The sequence below is a fragment of the Roseomonas sp. E05 genome (assembly GCF_030063475.1).
Taxonomy (GTDB): Bacteria; Pseudomonadota; Alphaproteobacteria; order Acetobacterales; family Acetobacteraceae; genus Pseudoroseomonas.
In genome coordinates, this window is sequence record NZ_JASIRT010000051.1 from 1 (window position 1) to 20,001 (window position 20,001).

The 20,001-nt window shown below is 71.3% G+C and carries 20 protein-coding genes and 1 pseudogene; 7 read left to right on the top strand and 14 right to left on the bottom strand.

The genetic code is table 11. The annotated features are described in order from the left end of the window. From QMO56_RS25375 to QMO56_RS25400, 7 genes and pseudogenes are all read right to left on the bottom strand, one after another. The coding region (locus QMO56_RS25375; protein WP_283530239.1) for a hypothetical protein at positions 1-407 on the bottom strand (407 nt) is incomplete at its 3' end. An 82-nt stretch (positions 408-489) separates the two neighbouring features. After that, positions 490-1,059 (bottom strand): DUF1643 domain-containing protein, encoded by a 570-nt coding sequence (locus QMO56_RS25380; protein ID WP_283530241.1) that lies wholly within the window; start codon positions 1,057-1,059, stop codon positions 490-492. Positions 1,060-1,238: 179 nt separating this feature from the next. Beyond that, positions 1,239-2,369 carry a peptide chain release factor 2 gene (gene prfB, locus QMO56_RS25385; protein WP_283530244.1) on the bottom strand — a complete coding sequence of 377 codons (1,131 nt, stop codon included), beginning with the start codon at positions 2,367-2,369 and terminating at the stop codon, positions 1,239-1,241. A gap of 206 nt (positions 2,370-2,575) precedes the next feature. Further along, entirely contained in the window at positions 2,576-3,358 is a 783-nt protein-coding gene (locus tag QMO56_RS25390; RefSeq protein ID WP_283530246.1) for a hypothetical protein, read from the bottom strand. 9 nt (positions 3,359-3,367) lie between these two features. Next, a pseudogene (locus tag QMO56_RS27045) lies at positions 3,368-3,523 on the bottom strand (hypothetical protein); the annotation flags it as partial. A 291-nt stretch (positions 3,524-3,814) separates the two neighbouring features. Continuing rightward, positions 3,815-6,403, bottom strand: coding sequence for a penicillin-binding protein 1A (locus QMO56_RS25395; protein ID WP_283530248.1), 2,589 nt, complete (start codon positions 6,401-6,403; stop codon positions 3,815-3,817). Between the two features lie 226 nt (positions 6,404-6,629). Continuing rightward, complete coding sequence (locus tag QMO56_RS25400) at positions 6,630-7,469, bottom strand: VOC family protein (protein ID WP_283530250.1); 840 nt, start codon at positions 7,467-7,469, stop codon at positions 6,630-6,632. Between the two features lie 85 nt (positions 7,470-7,554). Here QMO56_RS25400 and QMO56_RS25405 point away from each other — a divergent pair, with 85 nt between their 5' ends. Together QMO56_RS25405 and QMO56_RS25410 are read left to right on the top strand one after the other, a co-directional pair. Beyond that, entirely contained in the window at positions 7,555-9,327 is a 1,773-nt protein-coding gene (locus QMO56_RS25405) for a cation:proton antiporter (RefSeq protein WP_283530273.1), read from the top strand. Beyond that, entirely contained in the window at positions 9,327-10,118 is a 792-nt protein-coding gene (locus QMO56_RS25410) for an alpha/beta hydrolase (protein ID WP_283530251.1), read from the top strand. The genes QMO56_RS25405 and QMO56_RS25410 overlap by 1 nt, the downstream gene beginning before the upstream one ends. A 46-nt stretch (positions 10,119-10,164) precedes the next feature. Here QMO56_RS25410 and QMO56_RS25415 read toward each other — a convergent pair whose 3' ends face one another. The 5 genes from QMO56_RS25415 to QMO56_RS25440 all read right to left on the bottom strand — a co-directional run bounded on the left by QMO56_RS25415 (position 10,165) and on the right by QMO56_RS25440 (position 14,457). Next, complete coding sequence (locus QMO56_RS25415; protein WP_283530275.1) at positions 10,165-10,563, bottom strand: hypothetical protein; 399 nt, start codon at positions 10,561-10,563, stop codon at positions 10,165-10,167. Between the two features lie 251 nt (positions 10,564-10,814). After that, a complete protein-coding gene (locus QMO56_RS25425) occupies positions 10,815-11,285 on the bottom strand; it encodes a hypothetical protein (RefSeq protein WP_283530253.1) in 471 nt (156 codons plus the stop codon). A 91-nt stretch (positions 11,286-11,376) separates the two neighbouring features. Beyond that, entirely contained in the window at positions 11,377-12,351 is a 975-nt protein-coding gene (locus tag QMO56_RS25430; RefSeq protein ID WP_283530255.1) for a tripartite tricarboxylate transporter substrate binding protein, read from the bottom strand. A 77-nt stretch (positions 12,352-12,428) separates the two neighbouring features. After that, the gene (locus QMO56_RS25435; RefSeq protein WP_283530257.1) at positions 12,429-13,340 is read right to left on the bottom strand and encodes an AEC family transporter; all 912 of its coding nucleotides are present in this window, start codon (positions 13,338-13,340) and stop codon (positions 12,429-12,431) included. A 136-nt stretch (positions 13,341-13,476) separates the two neighbouring features. After that, the gene (locus QMO56_RS25440; protein WP_283530259.1) at positions 13,477-14,457 is read right to left on the bottom strand and encodes an adenosine kinase; all 981 of its coding nucleotides are present in this window, start codon (positions 14,455-14,457) and stop codon (positions 13,477-13,479) included. A 500-nt stretch (positions 14,458-14,957) separates the two neighbouring features. On the opposite strand from QMO56_RS25440, the gene QMO56_RS25445 reads away from it, so the two are divergent. Then, positions 14,958-15,461 carry a polymer-forming cytoskeletal protein gene (locus QMO56_RS25445; RefSeq protein WP_283530260.1) on the top strand — a complete coding sequence of 168 codons (504 nt, stop codon included), beginning with the start codon at positions 14,958-14,960 and terminating at the stop codon, positions 15,459-15,461. Positions 15,462-15,505: 44 nt separating this feature from the next. Continuing rightward, positions 15,506-15,940, top strand: coding sequence for a hypothetical protein (locus QMO56_RS25450; protein WP_283530262.1), 435 nt, complete (start codon positions 15,506-15,508; stop codon positions 15,938-15,940). Positions 15,941-16,073: 133 nt separating this feature from the next. On the opposite strand, the gene QMO56_RS25455 is transcribed toward QMO56_RS25450, so the two are convergent. Continuing rightward, positions 16,074-16,301, bottom strand: coding sequence for a YgaP-like transmembrane domain (locus QMO56_RS25455; RefSeq protein WP_283530264.1), 228 nt, complete (start codon positions 16,299-16,301; stop codon positions 16,074-16,076). Between the two features lie 66 nt (positions 16,302-16,367). Continuing rightward, positions 16,368-16,694, bottom strand: a complete 327-nt coding sequence (locus QMO56_RS25460) for a hypothetical protein (protein WP_283530265.1) — start codon at positions 16,692-16,694, stop codon at positions 16,368-16,370. A gap of 116 nt (positions 16,695-16,810) precedes the next feature. Here QMO56_RS25460 and rph point away from each other — a divergent pair, with 116 nt between their 5' ends. The 3 genes from rph (at position 16,811) to QMO56_RS25475 (ending at position 19,885) form a co-directional block, all read left to right on the top strand. Next, on the top strand, positions 16,811-17,527 hold the full coding sequence (gene rph, locus QMO56_RS25465; RefSeq protein ID WP_283530267.1) for a ribonuclease PH: 717 nt from the start codon (positions 16,811-16,813) through the stop codon (positions 17,525-17,527). A 50-nt stretch (positions 17,528-17,577) separates the two neighbouring features. After that, entirely contained in the window at positions 17,578-18,153 is a 576-nt protein-coding gene (locus QMO56_RS25470) for a non-canonical purine NTP pyrophosphatase (RefSeq protein WP_408906554.1), read from the top strand. A gap of 136 nt (positions 18,154-18,289) precedes the next feature. Further along, a complete protein-coding gene (locus QMO56_RS25475) occupies positions 18,290-19,885 on the top strand; it encodes an ABC transporter substrate-binding protein (protein WP_283530271.1) in 1,596 nt (531 codons plus the stop codon). Positions 19,886-20,001: the final 116 nt, after the last annotated feature.

A 20,001-nucleotide genomic window follows, 5' to 3' on the forward strand; every position in this document is an offset into this window, starting at 1 on the left:
GGGCATTGGGGTGGATCTGGAGCATGCCTCAGCTTCCTCCCGGCACGGTGCCCTTCAGGCGCGCGAAGCGGTAGGCGTACTCTACGATAGCCCGCCCGACCGGCTCCCAACAATGTCCCGCGACCAGACAGCTTGGCCCAGCTTTCGGACGTTGCTTCTGCGATTTCGACACCGATGTCGCCGCTTGGCATCGAGATGAGCAAATCTGGCCGCTCACGATGTGTGGCGCTCAATGGATATCCAAGACGGTTGCCACGATGAAGCGCCGCAAGCAGATGGACAGCGACAAAAGTTTCGGTCTGCCTTGTTGTGCGACCGGCGGTGCGTGGCAAAACGCGGATGTCGATTGCCTCCAGAGCTGATAGCAAGCTCGGCCCATCGGGAATCGCTTTAAGCTTCAGCACCATGGCACGCCCCCCTCACAAGATGTGGGCGTATCAAACCAAAGCAGATCCCAGGAAGGCCCCCCCTTCCCCAGCGGTCCCGGCTTTAACGACTCCACGCCACCGGCTGCGTATTCCCGGCAATGTAGAGCGGGTGCCCCGGCTCGCCGGACTGCGTCACCTTCAGCGCCATCGGCCGCACGCCCGCCGCCTGGAGGAGTTCCGCCACGGCCGGGCCGCGCCAGCGCAGCGGCTTGGGCGGCAGGCCCCAGGCGACGATCACCCGCTCCGCCCGCGCCGCCCATTCGGCGATGGCGGCGTCATTGCCGGGCCCGACCGGGTCTTCCGCTGCCAGCAGCATCTCCGGCCGGGTGGCGCGGAGCGCGAAAATGTTCAGCACCACCATGGCGTTGAAGCCCCAGCGGCGCGTGAAGTCGCGAGCACGGCGCACCGTCGGGTCGTCTACCTGCTCGTCGGCGGTGGAGGGATTCATCATCACCCAGGCGACGAAGCCGGGCGAGCCGAAGGGCTTCCCGTCCCAGCGGCGCTCCAGGAAGGTCCGGTAGCGGCCGCATTCCGAGAATGCGGCGCGACTGACCACCTCGCCCGAGACGGCCAGCCGCACCTTGCCGCCGGGGTCGTGCCGGTCCTGCGGGCGGGGGAAGAGGTCGGTCATGCGATGGTCCTGCTCCGAAAGGCCGGGGGGAACAGAGTTCCCCCCAGACCCCCCTTTTCTCTCTGCAAGTCCTCGGGACGCGCTCCGCGCGCCCTCCGTGGCCATGTTCAGCCCAGGAACAAACTGGCAGAAAAAAAGAAGGGGGGGTCTGGGGGAGAATTCCTTCTCCCCCGGCACTTTCATCGCGCCGAGGCGCTGGCCTCGCTGCGATGGGCGCCAACGCGGGTGGCGAGTGCCGCGGCCATGAAGTCGTCCAGCTCGCCGTCGAGCACGGCGTCCGGGTTGCCCTTCTCGACGTTGGTGCGCAGGTCCTTCACCAGCTGGTAGGGCGCCAGGACATAGGAGCGGATCTGGTGGCCCCAGCCGATATCGGTCTTGCCGGCCTCGATCCCTGCGGTGACTTCCTCGCGCTTGCGCAGTTCCAGCTCGTAGAGGCGCGCCTTCAGCATGTCCATCGCAATGACGCGGTTGCGGTGCTGCGAGCGGTCCTGCGTGGAGGCGGCGACGATGCCGGTCGGGATATGCGTGAAGCGCACGCCGGATTCGGTCTTGTTGACGTGCTGGCCGCCGGCGCCGGAGGCACGGAAGGTGTCGGTCTTGATGTCCGCCGGGTTGATCTCGATCTCGATCTTGTCGTCGATCACCGGGAAGACATAGACGCTGGCGAAGCTGGTCTGCCGGCGCGCGGCGGCGTCGAAGGGCGAGATGCGCACCAGCCGGTGCACGCCGCTTTCCGTCTTCAGCCAGCCATAGGCATTGGGCCCGCTCACCTGAATGGTGGCGGACTTGATGCCGGCCTGCTCGCCCTCGCTCTCCTCGGTCAGTGTGACCTTCATGCCGCGCTTCTCGGCCCAGCGCTGGTACATGCGCAGCAGCATCTGCGCCCAGTCCTGCGCCTCGGTGCCGCCGGCGCCGGCATTCACCTCGACGAAGCAGTCGCGGTTGTCGGCCTCGCCGGAGAGCAGGCTCTCGATCTCGCGGCGCTTGGCCTCGGCGGCATAGGCCTGCAGGTCGGCAACGGCGGCATCGGCGGTCGCGGCATCGCCCTCGGCCTCCGCCAGCTCGATCAGCTCCAGCGCGTCCCGCACGTTCTGCTCCAGGCTGCGAACGCCCTCGATCTGGTCGGCCAGCCGGGTGCGCTCGCGCATCACCGCCTGCGCCTCGTCGGGCTTGTCCCAGAGGGTGGGGTCCTCGGCGCGGGCATTCACCTCGTCAAGGCGCCGCACGGCCACGTCCCAGTCGAGATGGCGGCGCAGCAGGGCGACGGATTCCTCGATCTGGCCGCGCAGGGCCTCGGCATCGGCGCGCATCGTGTCATCCCTCGCTCGAAGAGGCCGGTCATGGCCGCGAAGCCCGGCCATGCGCTTCCGCGGGGGAAGGCGAGCCGCGCGCGCCCATGCCGGGCGGCGGCCCATCGGATGGCAGGGTAGGGGGCGGGGGATACTATCCCGCCGCCCCCGCTGTCCAGAGGCGGCGCCAGAAATGCGCCGCCTGCCCTGCCAGACGCGAGGCCGCCTCAGGCGATGAGGGGCTGGTCGGTACGGCCTTCGCCGTAGCCGTGTTCGATGTAGTGCGCGGTCGCGGCATCGTAGTTGTCGCCCAGCCACGCCTTCAGGTCGGCATAGTTGTTCAGGTACTGTTCGGCGCTGAAACTGTCCCGCGAGCGGCCTTCGAAGAAGCCGTGCTCCACGAAGTGCGCCGTGCCGCGACCATAGTCGGCGCCGAGCCAGGTGATCAGGTCGGGATGGGAGGCGATGTATTCCAGCCCGTTGAAGGTGCCGGCGCTCCGGCCTTCGTAGAAGCCGTGCTGGATATAGTGGGTGGCCCCCGCTTCCCAGTTGATGCCAAGCCACGGGATCAGGTCGTCATAGGAGGCGATGTAGCCCAGCCCGTCGAAATTGCCTGGGCCGCGCCCCTCCTCGAAGCCGTGAAAGATGTAGTGGTAGGTGCCCTCGCCGGCCGAGGCGCCAAGCCCCGTGATCAGGTCCGGATTGGACGCGATATAGGTCAGCCCGTTGAAGCTGGCGGTCTGCCGGCCCTCGGCATAGCCGAATTCCGCATAGTGCCAGGCGCCTTGCGAGGCATTGTCGCGGTAGACGACGAGCAGGTCCGGATTGGACGCGATGTAGCGCAGCGGCGAGAAAGCCGGCAGGTTCACGGCCAGCTGCTGGTCGGCGAAATCAAGGCGGCTGACATTGACCAGATGGTCCACCGAGCCATCCGTGGTGTCGGTCACGGTCGCCACGCCGCCGGTGACGGCCACCTGGTAGCGGCTGCTGGCACCGTCATAGGCAGCCACGTCGAAGCCGGGGCCGCCATCGATGTAGTCGCTGCCCGGGCCGCCTACGATATAGTCACCGCCATCGCCGGCATAAATGTCGTCGTTCTGGGGGGTTCCAATAACCGTTTCGCTGCCATCCGTCCCGATAACTTTGTTGGTTGGCGGAAAATAAGGGCTGGCCATCCGCAGGTCTCCGCATGAACAGGAACGGAGGAACGATAGCTCGGCAGATAGTTCTTGTGCCGATTCGGAGTCGGCGTTCTGTCTCACTTTCCGTTCATGAGTCTTTTGATAAGACAGCTCGTCTGTTCACCCTTCGTGCCTGCATAAACCTCGCTTCCCTGGCCAGTTCCATACTGGCCCAAGCCTGGAACGGAACGGAAAAGGGCCACGCCACCTCAGGTGGCGCGGCCCTCGCCGAAAGCGCGCCGGCAGGGGGAAGGCCCTCCCCCGCTCCCTCCCCCCGGCATCGGTTCAGTAGAGGCCGCCGAGGCCCCCTTCTGTGCCAGCCGGGGTGTCGGTGACCACCTCGTCGGTGCCGATCGGCGGGCGGGCGGCGTTCTCGGTGCCGGGCCGGAAGGGCTCCAGGATGGTCTGGCCATTGTCGAGTTGCGTACGCACCAGCGCCACGCCCGGCGGGGCGCGGAAGGGCACCGGCGGGCTGTCCCTCAGCGCCGAGGCGACCACGTCATGGAAGATCGGTGCCGCATTGGTGCCGCCGGTCTCGTTGCGGCCGAGCGAGCGTGGGTCGTCGAAGCCGACCCAGACCGCCACCACGATGTCGGGCGTGAAGCCGACGAACCAGTTGTCCATGTAGTCGTTCGTCGTGCCGGTCTTGCCGGCCACCGGACGGTTCAGCCCGGCCCCGGCGCGGCCGCCGGTACCGTATTGCACCACGCCCTGCAGCAGCGAGACCATCTGGTAGGCGGCGATCGGGTCGGCGATCTGCTTGCGCTCGTCCAGCAGGTGCGGCGGTTCGGCGCCCGGCCCGCTGTCGCAGCCGTCGCAGCGGCGGCTGTCGGCCCGCCAGACGACGTTGCCGAAGCGGTCCTGCACCGTGTCGATCAGCGTCGGCATCACCTCCTTGCCGCCATTGACGAAGGAGGCATAGGCGGCGGCCATGCGCATCACCGTCGTCTCGCCGGCGCCGAGCGCCATGGAGAGGACATGCGGCATGTTGGGGATGACATGGAAGCGCGCCGCCGTCTCCGCCACGCGGTCGATGCCGACCTCCTGCGCCAGGCGGACGGTGACGAGGTTCAGCGACTTCTGCAGCGCCGTCCGCATCGTCACCCAGCCGTTGTAGTTGCCCTCGTAATTGCCCGGCTTCCAGACGCCCTGCGGCGTCTGGATCTCGATCGGCCCATCCAGCAGCTTCTGATTGGGCGGGATGCCCAGTTCCAGCGCCGGCAGATAGACGAAGGGCTTGAAGGAGGAGCCGGGCTGGCGCAGCGCCTGGGTGGCGCGGTTGAACCAGGACTTCTCGAAGGAGAAGCCGCCGGCCATGGAGATCACGCGCCCGGTCGCCGGGTCGAGCGCCACCACGGCGCCCTCGACCTGCGGGATCTGCCGCAGGGCAAGCTGCGCCGGCCGCGCCGGGTTGCGGCCCTGGGCGGGGCTGCCGGGCCGGCTCTCCACCAGCACCACGTCGCCCGGGCTCAGCACGTCCTGCATGCGGCGCGGGGCGGCGCCGAGGCGGCCATCCCTGGAGGCCGGTCGGGCCCAGCCCTGCACCGCCGAGAAGGGCAGCGTGCCCTGGCGCGGCTGCGCCTGGGCGCGGCCGTCCGGATGCTCCAGCCAGGCCAGCTTCGCCTCGCTGTTCTCGACGTCGAGCACCACCGCGAGCTGCCACTCCGCCGGCGCGCCGGCGGGGCGCGTGACGCCTTCCAGCGCCGGCATCCATTCCGTGGCGGCGGTGGAGATCTTCGCCACCGGGCCGCGCCAGCCGCCGCGGCGGCGATCATAGGCCATCAGCCCCTCGCGCAGCGCCTGCTCGGTCGCGGTCTGCAGCTCGGGCTCCATGCTGGTGCGGACCACGAGGCCGCCCATGGTGGTCTGGTCCTGCCCGAAGCGGGCGACCAGCTCGCGCCGCACCTCCTCGGTGAAGTACTGCCCGGTGGCCAGCAGGTCGGGCCGCGCGCGGCCCCGCGCGACGATCGGCTCCCGCTTCGCCGCGTCCGCCTCGGCCTGGGTGACGGCCCCGTCCTCGGCCATGCGGTCGAGCACCCAGTCGCGCCGGGCCTTGGCGGCCTCGGGGTAGCGGTTCGGGTTGTAGTTGTTCGGCGCCTTGGGCAGGGCAGCGAGGAAGGCCGTCTCGCCCAGCGTCAGCTCATCGAGGCCCTTGTTGAAATAGTTCATCGCCGCCGAGGCGACGCCATAGGCCTGCTGCCCCAGGAAGATCTCGTTCAGGTAGATCTCCAGGATGCGGTCCTTCGGCATGGCGGATTCCAGCCGGAAGGCCAGGATCGCCTCGCGCACCTTGCGCATGATGGTGCGGTCATTGCCGACCAGCATGTTCTTGGCGACCTGCTGGGTGATGGTGGAGGCGCCGAAGGCGCGCCGGCCGGTGAACAGGCCCTCCACGTTCATCAGCGCCGCGCGGCCGATGGCCAGGAAGTCCACGCCGTGGTGGCTCCAGAAGTTCTGGTCCTCGGCGGCGACGAAGGCGGCCTGCAGGCGCGGTGGGATGGCGCCGACCGGCACGAAGACGCGGCGCTCCAGCGCCAGCTCCGCCATCAGCCGGGAGTCGGCGGCGTAGATGCGGCTCATCTGCGGCGGCTGGTAGTCGGCCAGCCAGGCATGCTCCGGCAGGTCCGTGGCGGCCTCGCGATAGAGGCCGTAGGCGGCGATGCCACCCACCGCGGCACCGCCCAGCACCAGGATCAGCCCGAGGCTGGCCAGCCGCACCACCCAGCGCCCGGCGCCCCGCCCGCCGCCGCCCTTCCGGCGGGGCCGGCGGGGCGGGCGAGGCGGCTGGCCGGGGGGCGTGGCGTCGGTCGAAGAAGGGGCAGTGGTGCGTTCACCCACCAGGGGACGATCGGCGCGGAGTTCGTTCGGTGCCATGACGGGCTTCCCTTACACCTTCGGGCCGCAGGGCGCGAAGCGCCGAGTGGGCATGCCGGCCAGATAAGGAAGCTTGGCCTTTCGCACCAGCGAGGAAACCCACTGAAACAAGGCTGGGGGGAAGGAATTCCCCCCAGTCCCCCCATCTTCTTTCCTCGAGTTTGGCGCCGCCTTAACGGGCAGAAAAAAGATGGGGGTTCGGGGGAATTCCTTCCCCCGACCTTTTTCAACCTGCGGGAGGAAGCAGCAGAACGGTGTTCCCGGAAGGGTCCGTGGCCTTCCCCTCCGGCATCGCTGCCGCTGCGTGCCGGAAGGCTGCCTCATCCGTCGCGCGCAGCGTGAGGGCGGCGAGGCCGGCGAGCCCGGCGGGACGGACGCCGCTGCTGCCCCAGTTGTTGACCGCCACGTGATGGTGATAGCCGCCGCTGGCCAGGAAACTCGCGCGCGGCATCCGCTGCGTCACCGCAAGGCCGAGGCCGCGGTAGAAAGCTTCCGTGGTGGCCAGGTCGCCGGCGCGCAGGTGCACATGGCCGATGCGGGTGGCGCGCGGCGCCAGCGCCGCCCCGGGGGCGGCGGCCAGCAGGCCGGGCAGGTCGAGTTGGCGCGTCACCATCGCCACGCCCTCGGCCGGAGCAGGCGGGCGCGGCCAGAGGGCACGCGGCCGGTCGGCATAGACCTCGATGCCGTTGCCCTCCGGGTCGGAGAGGTAGAGCGCCTCGCTGACGCCATGATCGGAGGCGCCGTCCAGCCGGACACCCAGGGCGAGCGCGTGGTGCAGCCAGCCGGCCAGCGCCGCGCGATCCGGCATCAGGAAGGCGGTGTGGAACAGGCCGGGCTCGTCGCCGCGCTCGGGGCGGGCGTCCGGTGCCGGCAGCAGGCGCAGCATGGCGCCGGCCAGGTCGAAGCGCAGCCCGGCGCCCTGCGGCACCGGCTCCAGGCCGAGCAGCGCCGTATAGAAGCGCGCCAGGCCGGGCAGGTCGCGCGCCGCCAGCGTCACGCCGCCGATGGTGAGCGGCGCCGCCTCAGGGGGCAGGTCGGCGGGAGGGATGGGCAGGGCGTCAGGCATGGCGGGCCTCCTGGTCTGCCACCTCACCTGGGGCCGCCGGCCCCGGAAAGGAAATCCCATGCCGGAACCATCATCATTGACACGCATGATGATGGCACCCTGGCCGGGGCGGCGGCGGCCCTCTACTCTGCCCGTGATGCACGCTGCGCCATCCCTGCTCGCCGTCCTGGTCATCGCCCTCTCCCTCGCCTTCGTCTGCGGCCTGGTGGCGCGGGTGCTGCGGCTGCCGCCGCTGCTGGGCTATCTGGTGGCGGGGGCGCTGGTCGGGCCGCATACGCCGGGTTTCTCCACCGATCACGGCTTCACCGCCACCCTGGCCGAGGTGGGTGTCGGGCTGCTGCTGTTCGGCGTCGGGCTGCATTTCCGGGCACAGGACCTTCTGGCGGTCTGGCGCGTCGCGGTGCCGGGCGCCGTGGTGCAGGTGGCGCTGGTGGGCGCGCTGGGGGCGGCGGTCGCGATGCTGCTGCTGGGCGTCGGGCTTGGCGGCGCCTTCGCCTTCGGGCTGGCGCTCGCCATCGCCTCCACCGCCGTCGCCACCCGCGCGCTGGAGGAACGCGGCCGCCTCTCCGGCGAAGCCGGACGGATCGCCCTGGGCTGGCTGGTGATGCAGGACCTCATCGTGGTGCTCGGGCTGGTGCTGCTGCCGGCCGCTGCGGGCGGGAGCACGGAGGGGCTGGGCTTCGCCATGCTGCGCGCCGTGGCGGAGCTGGCCGCCTTCATGGCGGTGATGCTGCTGGCCGGCCGCCGCGTGCTGCCCTGGGCGCTGCGGCGGGTCGCCGGCACCGGCTCGCGCGAGCTGTTCACCCTGGCCGTGGTGGTGGCGGCGCTCGGCGTCGCGCTGGCCGCCACGGCCCTGTTCCACGTCTCCTTCGCGCTCGGCGCCTTCTTCGCCGGCGTGGTGCTGGGGGAGAGCGACCTCGGCCATCAGGCGGCGGCCGAGACGGTGCCGCTGCAGCGCGTCTTCGCGGCCATCTTCTTCTTTTCCATCGGCATGCTGCTGGACCCGGCGGCCCTGGCGATGGCGCCGCTTGCCTCCGCCACGGCGCTGGTGGTGGTGCTGCTCGGCACCGGCGGCATCACCTTCCTGCTGCTGCTGGCGCTCGGCGTGCAGCCGGCCAGCGCCGTCATCGTCGGCGCGGCCTTCGCCCAGATCGGCGAGTTCTCCTTCGTGCTGACCGAACTGGCGATCGGTGAGGGCATCCTGCCGGAAATGGCGCGCGGTCCCGTCCTGCTGGCCAGCTTCGGCTCCATCCTGCTGACGCCACTGAGCTTCCGCGCCCTCGCCGCGCTGCTGCCGCGGCTGGACGCGAACCGCGTGCTGCGGCGCTGGCAGGGCGGACGCCGGCCGCCGCGTCACCCTTCCCTCGGGGGGGTGCGGGAGCACGTCATCCTGGTGGGCTATGGCCGCGTCGGCAGCACCATCGCCGAGGCACTGCGCCGCCACGGGCTGCCGCTCGTCGTGGTGGAGGAGAACCGCCGCCTTGCCGAGCGGCTCGTGAAGGAAGGCGTTCATGTCATCTGGGGGAATGCGGTGCAGGAGGAGGTGCTGAGCGCCGCCCGGCCGCGCCAGGCGCGGCTGCTGGTGCTCGCCCTGCCCGGCGCATGGGAGGCACGACGGATCATGGAGCTGGCGCGGCAGGCCAATCCCGCCATCGAGGTGGCGGTGCGCACCCATGCGGACAGCGAGATTGCCTGGCTGCGCGCCGAGGGTGGCGTGGGCATGGCGGTGATGGGAGAGCGGGAAGTGGCGCTGGGCATGGCCGATTTCGCGCTGCAGCGCCTCGGGGTGCCGCTGGAGGCTGCGCGGGAGACGGTCACCCTGTTGCGCGCCGCCATGCCCGGCGAGGCCGCCGCCTGATGCCCGACGCCCTGCCGCCGCCCCGCCCCGAAGGGGCCGCAGCCGCCCCGCCGCGCCACACCGCCGCCACGCATACGCCGAGCCTGGTGTTCCTGCACGGCGCCGGCTGCGGCGGCTGGGTGTGGGAAGGCTTCGCCGCGCGATGCGCCGCCGCCGGCCTGCCCACCCTGGTGCTGGACTTCGCCCGCAGCGCCCAGGGCCGCCCCGCCGGTCTCGATGATTATCTCGCCCAGGCGCGGGAGGTGGTGGCGCGGCAGGAAGGGCCGGTGGTGCTGGTCGGCCATTCGCTCGGCGCGCTGGTGGCGCAGCGCCTGCTGCTGGAGCGGACGGTGCGCGGCGCCGCCCTGCTGGCGCCGGTGCCGCCCGAAGGGCTCTGGCTCTCCAGCGCCCGGCTGGCACTGACCGACCCGACCCTGTGGAGCGAGGCGGCGCGGATGGATCAGCCCATCGGCACCGCCCCCGCGGATCTCGCCCGCAACCTGTTCGGCACGGCCATGCCCGAAGCCCTCGCGCAGCACTTCCTGCGCCGGATGGGCGGCGAATCCCGCCGCGTGCTGCTGGATGCGCAGATGCCGCAGCCCGTGCCCCATGGCTGGCTGCACCGCCGCCCCGTGCTGGTGCTGGGCGCCGCCGAGGACCGGCTGATCACCGCCGACGCGGTGCATCGCTGCGCACTCTGGCACGGCGCCCAGGCCGAGTTCCTGCCCGGCGGGCATCTGCTGATGCTGGAGCCAGGCTGGGAGGAAGTGGTCGGGCGGCTGCTGCGATGGGTGAAAGGGCTGGGGGAATGAATTCCCCCAGACCCCCTTCTTTTTTCTTCGAGTCCGGGCCGGGGCCTCAGGAGGTGACGTTCCGCACGGAGCGGAGGCAGGTGGTGCCGGCATTCTCGTAGCTGCAGGGCTTGCTGCTGTCGGACACGGCGCAGGCGCCCGCCTCGAGGATCTGCACCCGGCCCTCGATCACCACGAACAGTTCGTGCCAGCCTGCCGGGTCGGCACCGGCCTCGTAGCGCTCCCCCATGTCGAGCGACCATGACCACAGTTCGACGCCCTGAAGCGGCGGCGGCAGCACCGCGCGGCTGCGCGCGCTCCGGCCGCGCCATGCGGTTTCCTTGGTCCGGCGACTCTCGGCCGTGTCAGGCTGGCGGACGAGGTCCGCGAACTGCACGCCCAACGCACCGGCCAGTGCGGTGATCCAACTCACCATGAACTGAGCGCAGCGGTCGGTCTCGCCCACTCGCGCGCCCCTGATCTATGCGGGCGAGCCGGTCTGGGCCGGCCGGCGGGCGAGCGCCTGCCGGCCCTGGCGCTGCTGGGGGCCGCCTTCATCCTTGCTGGCGTGATCGTCGGCGAGGGGAGGCTGGAGCCTTTCGGCGGGGTGGCGAAAGGGCTTCAACCTCCGCATTCCAGATTGTAAATCACAATTTGATTACAACTTCAGGTTGAAAATCTGTGCTTTCGCTCCCCCTGCTCCCGGTCGGAGCGGCGTCAGGGGCTCGCCTGGCCTGCCGCCGCGGCGGGATCGAACCGGCCTACGACCGGCGGTGGTATCCGCGCCGGCTCGGGATAGCGCAGACAGCCCCGCACGATCGGCGCGCAGACGCCCTCCCGGCCGAACACGTCGTCATTGTCGCCGGTGTAATTCAGGCCAACGACACGGTCCTCCGCGATCCGGAACAGCGCATGGCAATAGGAGCCGCTGCTGCCGACGGCGAACTCGCCCAGCGTCGGCACGTTCAGGTGCAGGCCGCCGACATTGGCGTTGCGCTGCTCGTAGGAGAACAGGTCGGTGCCGTCGGAGAGATGACGCGTCCGGGTGGGGATGCCGGCGCAGGCCTGCAGGTCATCCGCCCGCATTCCCACCAGCGCCTGCCGCGCCTCGGCCGCGATCCGCGCGCCAGGCGAGTTGCATCCGGCCAGATTCAACAGGAGAAACAGGCCCAGAAGCAGACGCGGCATCGCTTTCCCACCGGCGGAGAGGAACCCCCGCCAGCAGATCGCGCGGCGGCCGCGGGTTGCACCAACGGAGCGAAAAAAATGCCTCCGCTCCTCACCCGTCCAGCCGGATGCCCAGATCGCGGATCAGCGGTCGCCAGGCGGCATTCTCGCGCGCCACGAAGTCGTTCAGTTCGGTGGGCGACCAGGCGGCGCTCTCGATGCCAAGGCTGCGCATCCGCGCCTGCATCCCCTCGGAGGCGACGACGGCACGCATCTCGGCGTTCAGCCGGTCGATGACCGGTTGCGGCGTTCCAGTGGGCGCCGACATGGCCTGCCAGCCGAAGGCCACCGCATTCGCAACGCCAAGTTCCTGCGCCGTCGGCACCTGCGGCGCCTGCGCCGAGCGCACCTCGGAGAGCACCAGCAAGGCCCGCACCTTCTTCTCGCGAATGAAGGGGATGCCGGTGGCGCAGTCGATCAGCACGCTGTCCACCGTGCCGCTGAGCAGGTCCTGCATCGCCGCCGGGCCGCCGCGATAGGGCACATGCGTCGCGTCGAAGCCGGCGCGGCGCTTCAGCATCTCCATCGCCAGGTGGTGCGGCGAGGCCACGGCGGGCGAGCCGTAGGTCGGCGGCCGCTGCCGCGCCAGCGCGCGGTAGGCCTCGAAGCTCGCCACGCCCTCCGGCCGCACCACCAGGAAGAGCGGGAAGCGGCCGATGAAGCCGACGCCTGTAAGGTCACGGTCCGGGTCGTAGGGCAGCCGGGCGTAGAGGGCGGGGTTGTAGACCAGGTTGCCGTTGTCGGCGTGCAGGAAGGTGTAGCCGTCCGGCGCGCTGCGGGCGACGGTCTCGCTGGCCAGCACGGCGCCGCCGCCGGGCCGGTTCTCCACCACCATGTTCTGCCCCAGGGCGGGGCCGAGGGCGGCGGCGATCAGCCGGGCGAAGGTGTCGCTCGGGCCGCCGGCGGGATAGCCCACCACCCAGCGCAGCGGGCGGTCCGGCCAGCCGGATGGCGCCTGGGCGCGCGCCAGCCCCGGCAGCAGCACTCCCCCCAGCAGTCCCAGCGCAGCCTCGCGTCGTCCCAGCATCCTGTGGCCCCATCATCTCATCGGCGCACCGGCGCGGAACCGGGCCGGTGTGACGCCGCATCATGCGCTGCCCCGGCTCAGCGCGCCAGCAGCAGCACCCAGAGCGGCAGCGTCAGCATGGCCGCAATATGCTGGGTGGTGATCATCGCCGCCATCAGCGGCGCGTCGCCGCCCATGGCTCGGGCCTGCACATAGGCCGTCGAGGCGGTGGGCTGGGCCATGAACAGCACGGCGATGGAGGCGGCCAGCGGCTCCAGCCCGATCGCATGGGCCAGCGCGGCGGCGATGGCGGGCATGGCGAAGAGCTTCAGCGCGCCGGTCAGCGCCTGGGTCAGCGGCCGTGCCGCCAGGGCGCCGGGCGTCAGCGCCGCGCCGACGCAGAGCAGGCCGATGGCCAGCGAGCCCTGGGCCAGCGCCTTCAGCAGCCCACGCAGGCCCGGCGGCGGTCCGCCCACCAGCGCCAGCGCCAAGCCAAGCGCGCAGGCGACCAGCAGCGGGTTGGTGGCGATCTGCCGCAGCAGGCGCAACGGGTTCGGCCGCCGGTCGCCGCCCATGGCGAAGGCGAGGGTGATGACGACCTGCACGCAGGGCACGATCAGCCCGGTGGCGATGCCGCCGAAGGCGATGCCGGCCTGCCCGTGCGCCGCGCCCACCACGGCGAAGGCCATCAGGTTGTTGTAGCGGATGCCGCCCTGCAGCACCGAGGTGGCCGTGGCATGGCCGTGGCCGAGCAGCCGCGCCAGCACCAGGGAAAGCGCGGTGCCGGCCAGCAATGTGCCCCAGATGGTGCCGGCCATGCCGCCGATCGGCAGCGTGGCGAGATCCACCGCGCCGATCGAGGCGGTGAGCAGCGCCGGCAGCAGCAGGGTGAAGACCAGCTTCTCCATGCCCGCCCAGACCGCGAGGTCGGGCAGCAGCGTGCGGCGCAGCAGCGCGCCGAGGCCGATCAGGCCGAAGGTGGCAACGAAGGCATCGAGCCAGGGGCCCATGGGAAGGTTCCTGCGGGATCCGGCCAGGGAAGGGTGTCCCCCGGGCCCCGCCGCAAGCGAAAGGCGGGGTCCGGGGTGGCACTGCCACCCCGGCGGGAAGGGTCCGGGAGGGGCGGCGCCCCTCCCGGAGGACCGTTCAGCGTGCGACCAGCGCCTTGAGATCGCTCTGTGGCCGGGCCCCGAAATGTCCGATGCACTCGGCGGCGGCGAGCGAGCCCCAGCGCCCGCATTCCGCCAGCGCATGCCCCTGGGTCAGCGCCGCCAGGAAGCCGGCGGCATAGGCATCGCCCGCGCCGGTGGTGTCCACCACCTCGGCCGGCTCGGCGGCAATGACGTGGGTCTCGTCACCGCGGAGGATGACGCTGCCCTTCTCCGAGCGGGTCAGCACGGCCAGCTTCACCTCGCGCCGCACGGCCGCCATGGCCTCCTCGAAGCTGCCGGTCTCGTAGAGGCTCGTCACCTCCGCCTCGTTGGCGAAGAGGATGTCCACCTGGTGCGCGACCAGGCTGCGGAAGGCGTCGCGGTGGCGGCCGACGCAGAACGGGTCGGAGAGGCTGAGCGCCACCTGCCGGCCGGCCTGGTGCGCCACGCCAGCGGCACGGCGGAAGGCGGCCTGCGCCTCCGGCGGGTCGAACAGATAGCCCTCCAGGTAGGTGACGGCGGCGGAGGCCACCATCGCCTCGTCCACATCCGCCTCGCCGAAGCTGACGCAGGCGCCGAGATAGGTGTTCATGGTGCGCTGCCCGTCCGGCGAGACCAGGATCAGGCAGCGTGCGGTGGGCGCGCCGCCGGCCAGCGGCGCGGTGGGGAAGTCCACCCCCGCGGCGCGGATGTCATGCGCGAAGACCTTGCCCAGGGCGTCCTCCGCCACCTTGCCGAGGAAGCCGACGCGGGCGCCGAGCGCGGCGGCGGCGGCGCAGGTGTTGGCGGCCGAGCCGCCGCTGCTCTCCACACCCGGCCCCATCGCGGCGTAGATCGCCTCGGCCCGGCCGGCGTCGATCAGCGCCATGCTGCCCCGCGCCATGCCCTGCGCGGCGAGGAAGGCGTCCTCCGCCCGCGCCTGCACGTCGAGAATGGCATTGCCGATGCCGAGGATGTCGAGAATGGGAGCTGCCATCGAGATCGGGCCCTGTGCTGCTGATGGGGTCTGCCGTCCGGCGCCGGGGGCGCGCGGCGGCCCTGCCAGGGCCGCGATAGCAGCCATGCGGCCGGCGGCATAGGTGGCAGCGCGCCCTCACATCTCGCGGCGCGGGCGTGGCGGCGGAAACGGCTGCGGGCCATTCCCGGCAGGCTTTTCACGCCCGGCCACCGTTCCCGCGAAAGCCCTCAGGATCAACGATTCTTGCGCGGCCCCCGTTGTCCATGACGCCCCTCGCGTGATAGCCCGCAGACAAGCGCACCGCCCTGCCCGACGATGCTGCGCGAGGCTCCACACCCACTTGTGCCATGGGGGACCAGATGTCCGTCTTCCGCCGCCGCCGCGATGAGCCCACCCCGTCCGCGCCCGGAGCGGGAGGCGAACCGGAGAACGGGCCTGCGCCGACCACCGTGCCCGTCGCGCGCGATCCCGACCTTGCCGTTCCGCCGTTCCGCCCCGCGACCAGCCAGGAGGCCCCGATGAACCTGCCGCCCAAGCCCAGCCAGGCGCCTGCCGGCATGGGCGTGCCGCCCCGGCCGCCGGTGAATGCCGGCGCCCCGCTCACCACCCGGCCCGCCGGCGGCCCGTCTGCCGCCCCGCAGCCCTCGGACCGCCGCACCATGGTGGTGGGCCGCGGCATCAGCCTGCAGGGTACCGTGACCGATGCCGAGCGGCTGGTGGTCGAGGGCACCATCGAGAGCCAGATGATGCAGGCGGCCGAGCTGTTCATCAGCCAGTCCGGCGTGTTCAAGGGCGAGGTCGAGGTGGAGGATGCCGAGATCGCCGGCACCTTCGACGGCACCCTGACCGCGCGCGGCAACCTGGTGATCCGCGGCACCGGCAAGGTGCTCGGCGTCGCCCGCTGCCGCCGCCTGCAGGTGGAGGAGGGCGGCCAGCTTTCCGGCCGCATGGAGATGCTGAGCGAGGGCAGCAATTCGCAGCCCTCCTACGCCCCGGCCCCGCTCCCCGTCGGCGAGGAGTGATCCGGCGGCGCGGGCTGGTCTCCCCGGCCCGCGCCAGCTCTCCCATGACACGCCGCGCTCCGCTGATTGCCCTGCTGCTGCTCGGCGCCTGCGCCGCGCAGCCTTCTCCCGCCGACCCGCATGCCGTACTGCAGGAAGTGCTGGAGAACTACCGCGCCAACCTGGCCGGCATGCAGCCGACCACCGCTCCCGTCCTGCCCCGCCTCGACGGCGCGCCCACGCGGGCCGCGCAGCTGCTCGGCCAGTCGCCCGAGACGCTGCGCCGTTGGTTGGGCGAGCCCAGCCTGCGGCGCAAGGAAGGGGAGGCCCAGGTCTGGCTGTTCCAGACGCCCTTCTGCCACCTCGACGTGGTGCTCGACCGCGACGACACCCCCGGCAGCGCGCTGCGGGTCAGCTACGCTTCTGCCCGTGCCGCCGGCACCGAGCGGCGCACCGAGGCCGCCTGCCTTGGCGAGCTGGCCAGGGAAGCGGCGCCCTGAAAAAAGTCCGGGGGAAGGAATTCCCCCGGACCCCCATCTTCTTTTTGTCAGCTTGGCGCCGCGCTTGCCGCCGGCGCGGGAACCAGAAGAAAGAGAGAAGGGGGCCTGGGGGAATTCATTCCCCCAGCCTGCTTCAGACATGCCCCTCGGTGAGCATCGCCTTCACCGGGCAGCTCCCCTCGGCGCCGCGCCAGGCAAGATAGGCGCCGGCACCCAGCGCCAGGACGTTGAGCACCGGATTCGGGCGCGGCTTCGCCGCCGCGGCGGCCATCACCAGCCCGGCCACGACATAGAGGGCGCGCTCGCCGGTGCTCAGAGTGCCGCTGCCATGCTCGGCGCGGACGGGATAGGAGTGGTCCATAGGCTTTGCTCCTCGCACTGTTCTCAAGGGAAAACTCCGCGGGCGGCAGGGTGGTTCCAAGCCGCCTCAGCCATGCCAGAGTTGCCATGCGCTGCCCGCCGCGCCGAGCGCCAACAGCAGCAGGGCCATGCGGCGCCCGGCACGCAGCGCGGCAACCGCCTGCCGGTGCGCCATCCGGCCTGAGGGCGAAGGGTCCTTCGGTGTCATGGCGCTCCCCCAGGTGGGGATCTCCTCCGACAGCTCCGCACGGACGCAGACCAGCATGGCCGCCAGCCCGAGCAGCAGCAGCCCCGGAAACCCGACCAGCCGCACCAGCACCGCGCCAAGCCCCGCCAAGCCGAGCAGCGCGGCCCAGGCGAGGGCATTGGCAACATCCCGGGCTGACGGGCGCATCGGCATTCTCCGGCGGGCCGGCGGCCCAGCCGCCCTTCCCCTGGCCCTGATTTGACAGGCCCACGCAGCGCGGCGCATTCCCTGCCCCCGCCGCCATATCACGGAAAGAACCAACGATGCGCCCCTCCGGCCGTGCCCCCGACGCGCTGCGCGCCGTCTCCCTCCAGCCCGGCGTCGCCCGCCACGCCGAGGGCTCCTGCCTGATCCGCATGGGCGTGACGGAGGTGCTCTGCACCGCCAGCGTCGAGCCGCGCGTGCCGCCCTTCCTGCGCGGCAAGGGCGAGGGCTGGGTGACGGCGGAATACGGCATGCTGCCGCGCGCCACCCATACCCGCGGCGACCGCGAGGCGGCGCGGGGCAAGCAGTCCGGCCGCACGCAGGAGATCCAGCGCCTGATCGGCCGTGCGCTGCGTGCCGTGGTGGACCGCAAGGCGATGGGCGAGATGGCCGTGGTGCTGGACTGCGACGTCATCACCGCCGATGGCGGCACCCGCTGCGCCGCCATCACCGGCGCCTGGGTGGCGCTGCACCAGGCCTTCGAGCATTGCGTGCTGAAGAACGTGATCTCCGCCAACCCGCTGCGCGACCAGGTGGCCGCCATCTCCTGCGGCCTGTGGCAGGGCACGGCGGTGCTCGACCTCGACTATGCCGAGGACAGCGCCGCCGATGCCGACAGCAACTTCGTCCTCACCAGCAAGGGCGGCATCGTCGAGGTGCAGGGCACGGCGGAGGGCGCGCCCTTCTCCGAGGCGCAGCTGCTGCAGCTGATGGCGCTGGCGCGCAAGGGCACCGACGAGCTCTTCGCCGCCCAGCGCCGGGCGATCGGCCGGTGAAAACAGAGGAGGTGAGCCCGCGCCGCCCGCTGGCCGAGACGCGCATCGTCATGGCCAGCCACAATGCCGGCAAGGTGCGGGAGAACGCGGCCCTGCTGGCGGAGCACGGCATCGAGGTGGTCAGCGCCAGGGAGCTGGGCCTGCCGGTGCCGGAGGAGACCGAAGCCACCTTCATCGGCAATGCCACGCTCAAGGCGCTGGCGGCCGCGAAGGCCTCCGGCATGGTGGCGCTGGCCGATGACAGCGGCTTCTCCGTCGCCGCCCTGAATGGCGACCCCGGCGTCCGCACCGCCGACTGGGCCGAGCAGCCCGGCGGCGGGCGCGACTACGGCAAGGCCATGGCCAGGGTCGAGGAGCTCGCCCGGCCGCATGCCGACCGCAGGGCCTGGTTCACCTGCGCTCTCGTCCTCGCCTGGCCGGATGGGCACACGGAAGGCTTCGAGGGGCGCGCCATGGGCGAGTGGGTCTGGCCGCCGCGCGGCGCGCAGGGCTTCGGCTACGACCCGATGTTCCTTCCCGCCGGGGAAAGCCGGACCTTCGGCGAGATGAGCCCGGAGGAGAAGCACCGGATCAGCCATCGCGCGGCAGCCTTCCGGCTGCTGGCGGAGGGGTGCCTTCAGAAATAGGACCGCCCGGGGGAAGGAATTCCCCCGGCCCCCCATCTTCTTTCTGTCAGTTTGGCGCGGCGCCAGGAAACCATCGGGCGCAACACGGTTCTGGAAGCAGCATCGGCCGTCGCCACGGCCAGGGGGACCATACGCCATGCTGTCACGCCGCCAGCTTCTCGCCACGCCGGCGCTCGGCGCCGCCCTGCTTCCCGCCGCCGCCCGGGCCGCGGTGCCGGACACCATCCTCGCCATCGCCCGGCAGATCGACGACATCACCAGCCTCGACCCGCACGAGTCCTTCGAAGCCTCGGGCGGCGAGCTGATGGGCAACATCTACGACCGCCTGCTGGCCGTGGACCCGGCGGATTCCTCCCAGGTGGTCGGCGATCTCGCGGAAAGCTGGGAAGTCGGGGACGACAGCCGGACCTTCACCTTCCGCCTGAAGCCGGACCGCCTCTTCGCCTCCGGCAAGCCGGTCACGGCAGAGGACGTCGCCTTCAGCTTTCAGCGCCTGATCCGGCTGCAGAAGGCCCCTGCCTTCATCCTCGGGCAGTTCGGGCTGACGCCGGAGAATGTCGGGCAGGCCGTGCAGGCCACCGCTCCGCGCACCGTCACGCTGCGCATCGGCTCCCCCCGCGCGCCGAGCTTCGTGCTCTACTGCCTGAACGCCAATGCGGCGAGCATCGTCGAGAAGGCCGAGGTGCTACGCCACGCCCAGGGCGGCGATCTCGGCAATGGCTGGCTGCGGCAGCACAGCGCCGGCTCGGGTGCCTATGTCCTGCGCGACTGGCGCGCCAGCGAGAGCGTCATTTTGGAGGCCAACCCGCGCAGCCCGGCCAACCCCCACCTGAAGCGCGTCATCATCCGCCACGCGCCGGACTCGGCGGCGCAGCTTCTCCAGTTGCGGCAGGGCGACATCGACATCGCCCGCAACCTCAGCCCGGACCAGATCCGCGGCCTGGAGGGCGACGACACGCTGCGCCTCGTGCGCAAGGAGCGCGCCTTCCTGCTCTATCTCGGCCTCAATGAATCGCACCCGATGCTGGGCCGCGCGCAGGTTGCGCAGGCGATCAAATGGGCGATCGACTACGAGGGCATCGAGCGCAACCTGGTGCACGGAACCTGGAGCGTGCATCAGAATTTCCTGCCTGCCGGCATGCCCGGCGCGCTGGACGACAAGCCCTTCCGCCATGACCCCGACAAGGCCCGCGCCCTGCTGCAGGAGGCCGGCGTGGCGGATGGCTTCGCCATCACGCTCGACCACTTCTCCGGCCAGCCGCATTCCGACATCGCCCAGGCGATCCAGGCCGATCTCGGTGCCATCGGCATCCGGGTGAACCTGCTCTCCGGCGAGCAGCGTCAGGTCATCACCAAGACCCGCGCGCGGCAGCACGAGGCGGCGCTGCTCTACTGGGGCTCGGACTACTACGATCCCAATTCCAACGCCCAGGCCTTCCTGGTGAACCCCGACAACAGCGACGACTCCCCGCTGAAGACCGTCGCCTGGCGCAACCACTGGCAGAACGAGGCGCTGAGCCAGGCGGCCCAGGCCGCCACGCGCGAGGTGGACACCGCCCGGCGTCTGGAGATCTACCGCGACCTGCAGCGCCGCTTCCGCGAGCTTTCGCCGCTGCCGGTCCTGCTGCAGCAGCAGGAGGTCGCTGCCACCCGGCGCGTGGTCCAGGGCTTCGAGCTGGGCGGCGTCGCCTACCGCACGCTCTACGCGCCGGTGCGGAAGTCCGGGGGTTAGGCGGTGGTGACGATTTCCTGATCTGAGGGATTCCGCTGCTGAGCGGGGCGTGATTCAAGGCTGGCTTTTGGAGGCTGGCCTGGATGAGCGCGGACCCGGATGCGTTGCGCGATGAC

Excerpts from the sequence above, each read along its gene's own strand:
- QMO56_RS25435 (WP_283530257.1), bottom strand. The coding sequence starts at position 13,340 with ATGGGCCCCTGGCTCGATGCCTTCGTTGCCACCTTCGGCCTGATCGGC.
- QMO56_RS25460 (WP_283530265.1), bottom strand. The coding sequence starts at position 16,694 with ATGCGCCCGTCAGCCCGGGATGTTGCCAATGCCCTCGCCTGGGCCGCG.
- QMO56_RS25455 (WP_283530264.1), bottom strand. The coding sequence starts at position 16,301 with ATGGACCACTCCTATCCCGTCCGCGCCGAGCATGGCAGCGGCACTCTG.
- QMO56_RS25440 (WP_283530259.1), bottom strand. The coding sequence starts at position 14,457 with ATGGCAGCTCCCATTCTCGACATCCTCGGCATCGGCAATGCCATTCTC.
- QMO56_RS25430 (WP_283530255.1), bottom strand. The coding sequence starts at position 12,351 with ATGCTGGGACGACGCGAGGCTGCGCTGGGACTGCTGGGGGGAGTGCTG.
- QMO56_RS25410 (WP_283530251.1), top strand. The coding sequence starts at position 9,327 with ATGCCCGACGCCCTGCCGCCGCCCCGCCCCGAAGGGGCCGCAGCCGCC.
- rph (WP_283530267.1), top strand. The coding sequence starts at position 16,811 with ATGCGCCCCTCCGGCCGTGCCCCCGACGCGCTGCGCGCCGTCTCCCTC.
- prfB (WP_283530244.1), bottom strand. The coding sequence starts at position 2,369 with ATGCGCGCCGATGCCGAGGCCCTGCGCGGCCAGATCGAGGAATCCGTC.
- QMO56_RS25380 (WP_283530241.1), bottom strand. The coding sequence starts at position 1,059 with ATGACCGACCTCTTCCCCCGCCCGCAGGACCGGCACGACCCCGGCGGC.
- QMO56_RS25395 (WP_283530248.1), bottom strand. The coding sequence starts at position 6,403 with ATGGCACCGAACGAACTCCGCGCCGATCGTCCCCTGGTGGGTGAACGC.
- QMO56_RS25450 (WP_283530262.1), top strand. The coding sequence starts at position 15,506 with ATGACACGCCGCGCTCCGCTGATTGCCCTGCTGCTGCTCGGCGCCTGC.
- QMO56_RS25400 (WP_283530250.1), bottom strand. The coding sequence starts at position 7,469 with ATGCCTGACGCCCTGCCCATCCCTCCCGCCGACCTGCCCCCTGAGGCG.
- QMO56_RS25425 (WP_283530253.1), bottom strand. The coding sequence starts at position 11,285 with ATGCCGCGTCTGCTTCTGGGCCTGTTTCTCCTGTTGAATCTGGCCGGA.
- QMO56_RS25470 (WP_408906554.1), top strand. The coding sequence starts at position 17,578 with ATGGCCAGCCACAATGCCGGCAAGGTGCGGGAGAACGCGGCCCTGCTG.
- QMO56_RS25445 (WP_283530260.1), top strand. The coding sequence starts at position 14,958 with ATGAACCTGCCGCCCAAGCCCAGCCAGGCGCCTGCCGGCATGGGCGTG.
- QMO56_RS25475 (WP_283530271.1), top strand. The coding sequence starts at position 18,290 with ATGCTGTCACGCCGCCAGCTTCTCGCCACGCCGGCGCTCGGCGCCGCC.
- QMO56_RS25405 (WP_283530273.1), top strand. The coding sequence starts at position 7,555 with ATGATGATGGCACCCTGGCCGGGGCGGCGGCGGCCCTCTACTCTGCCC.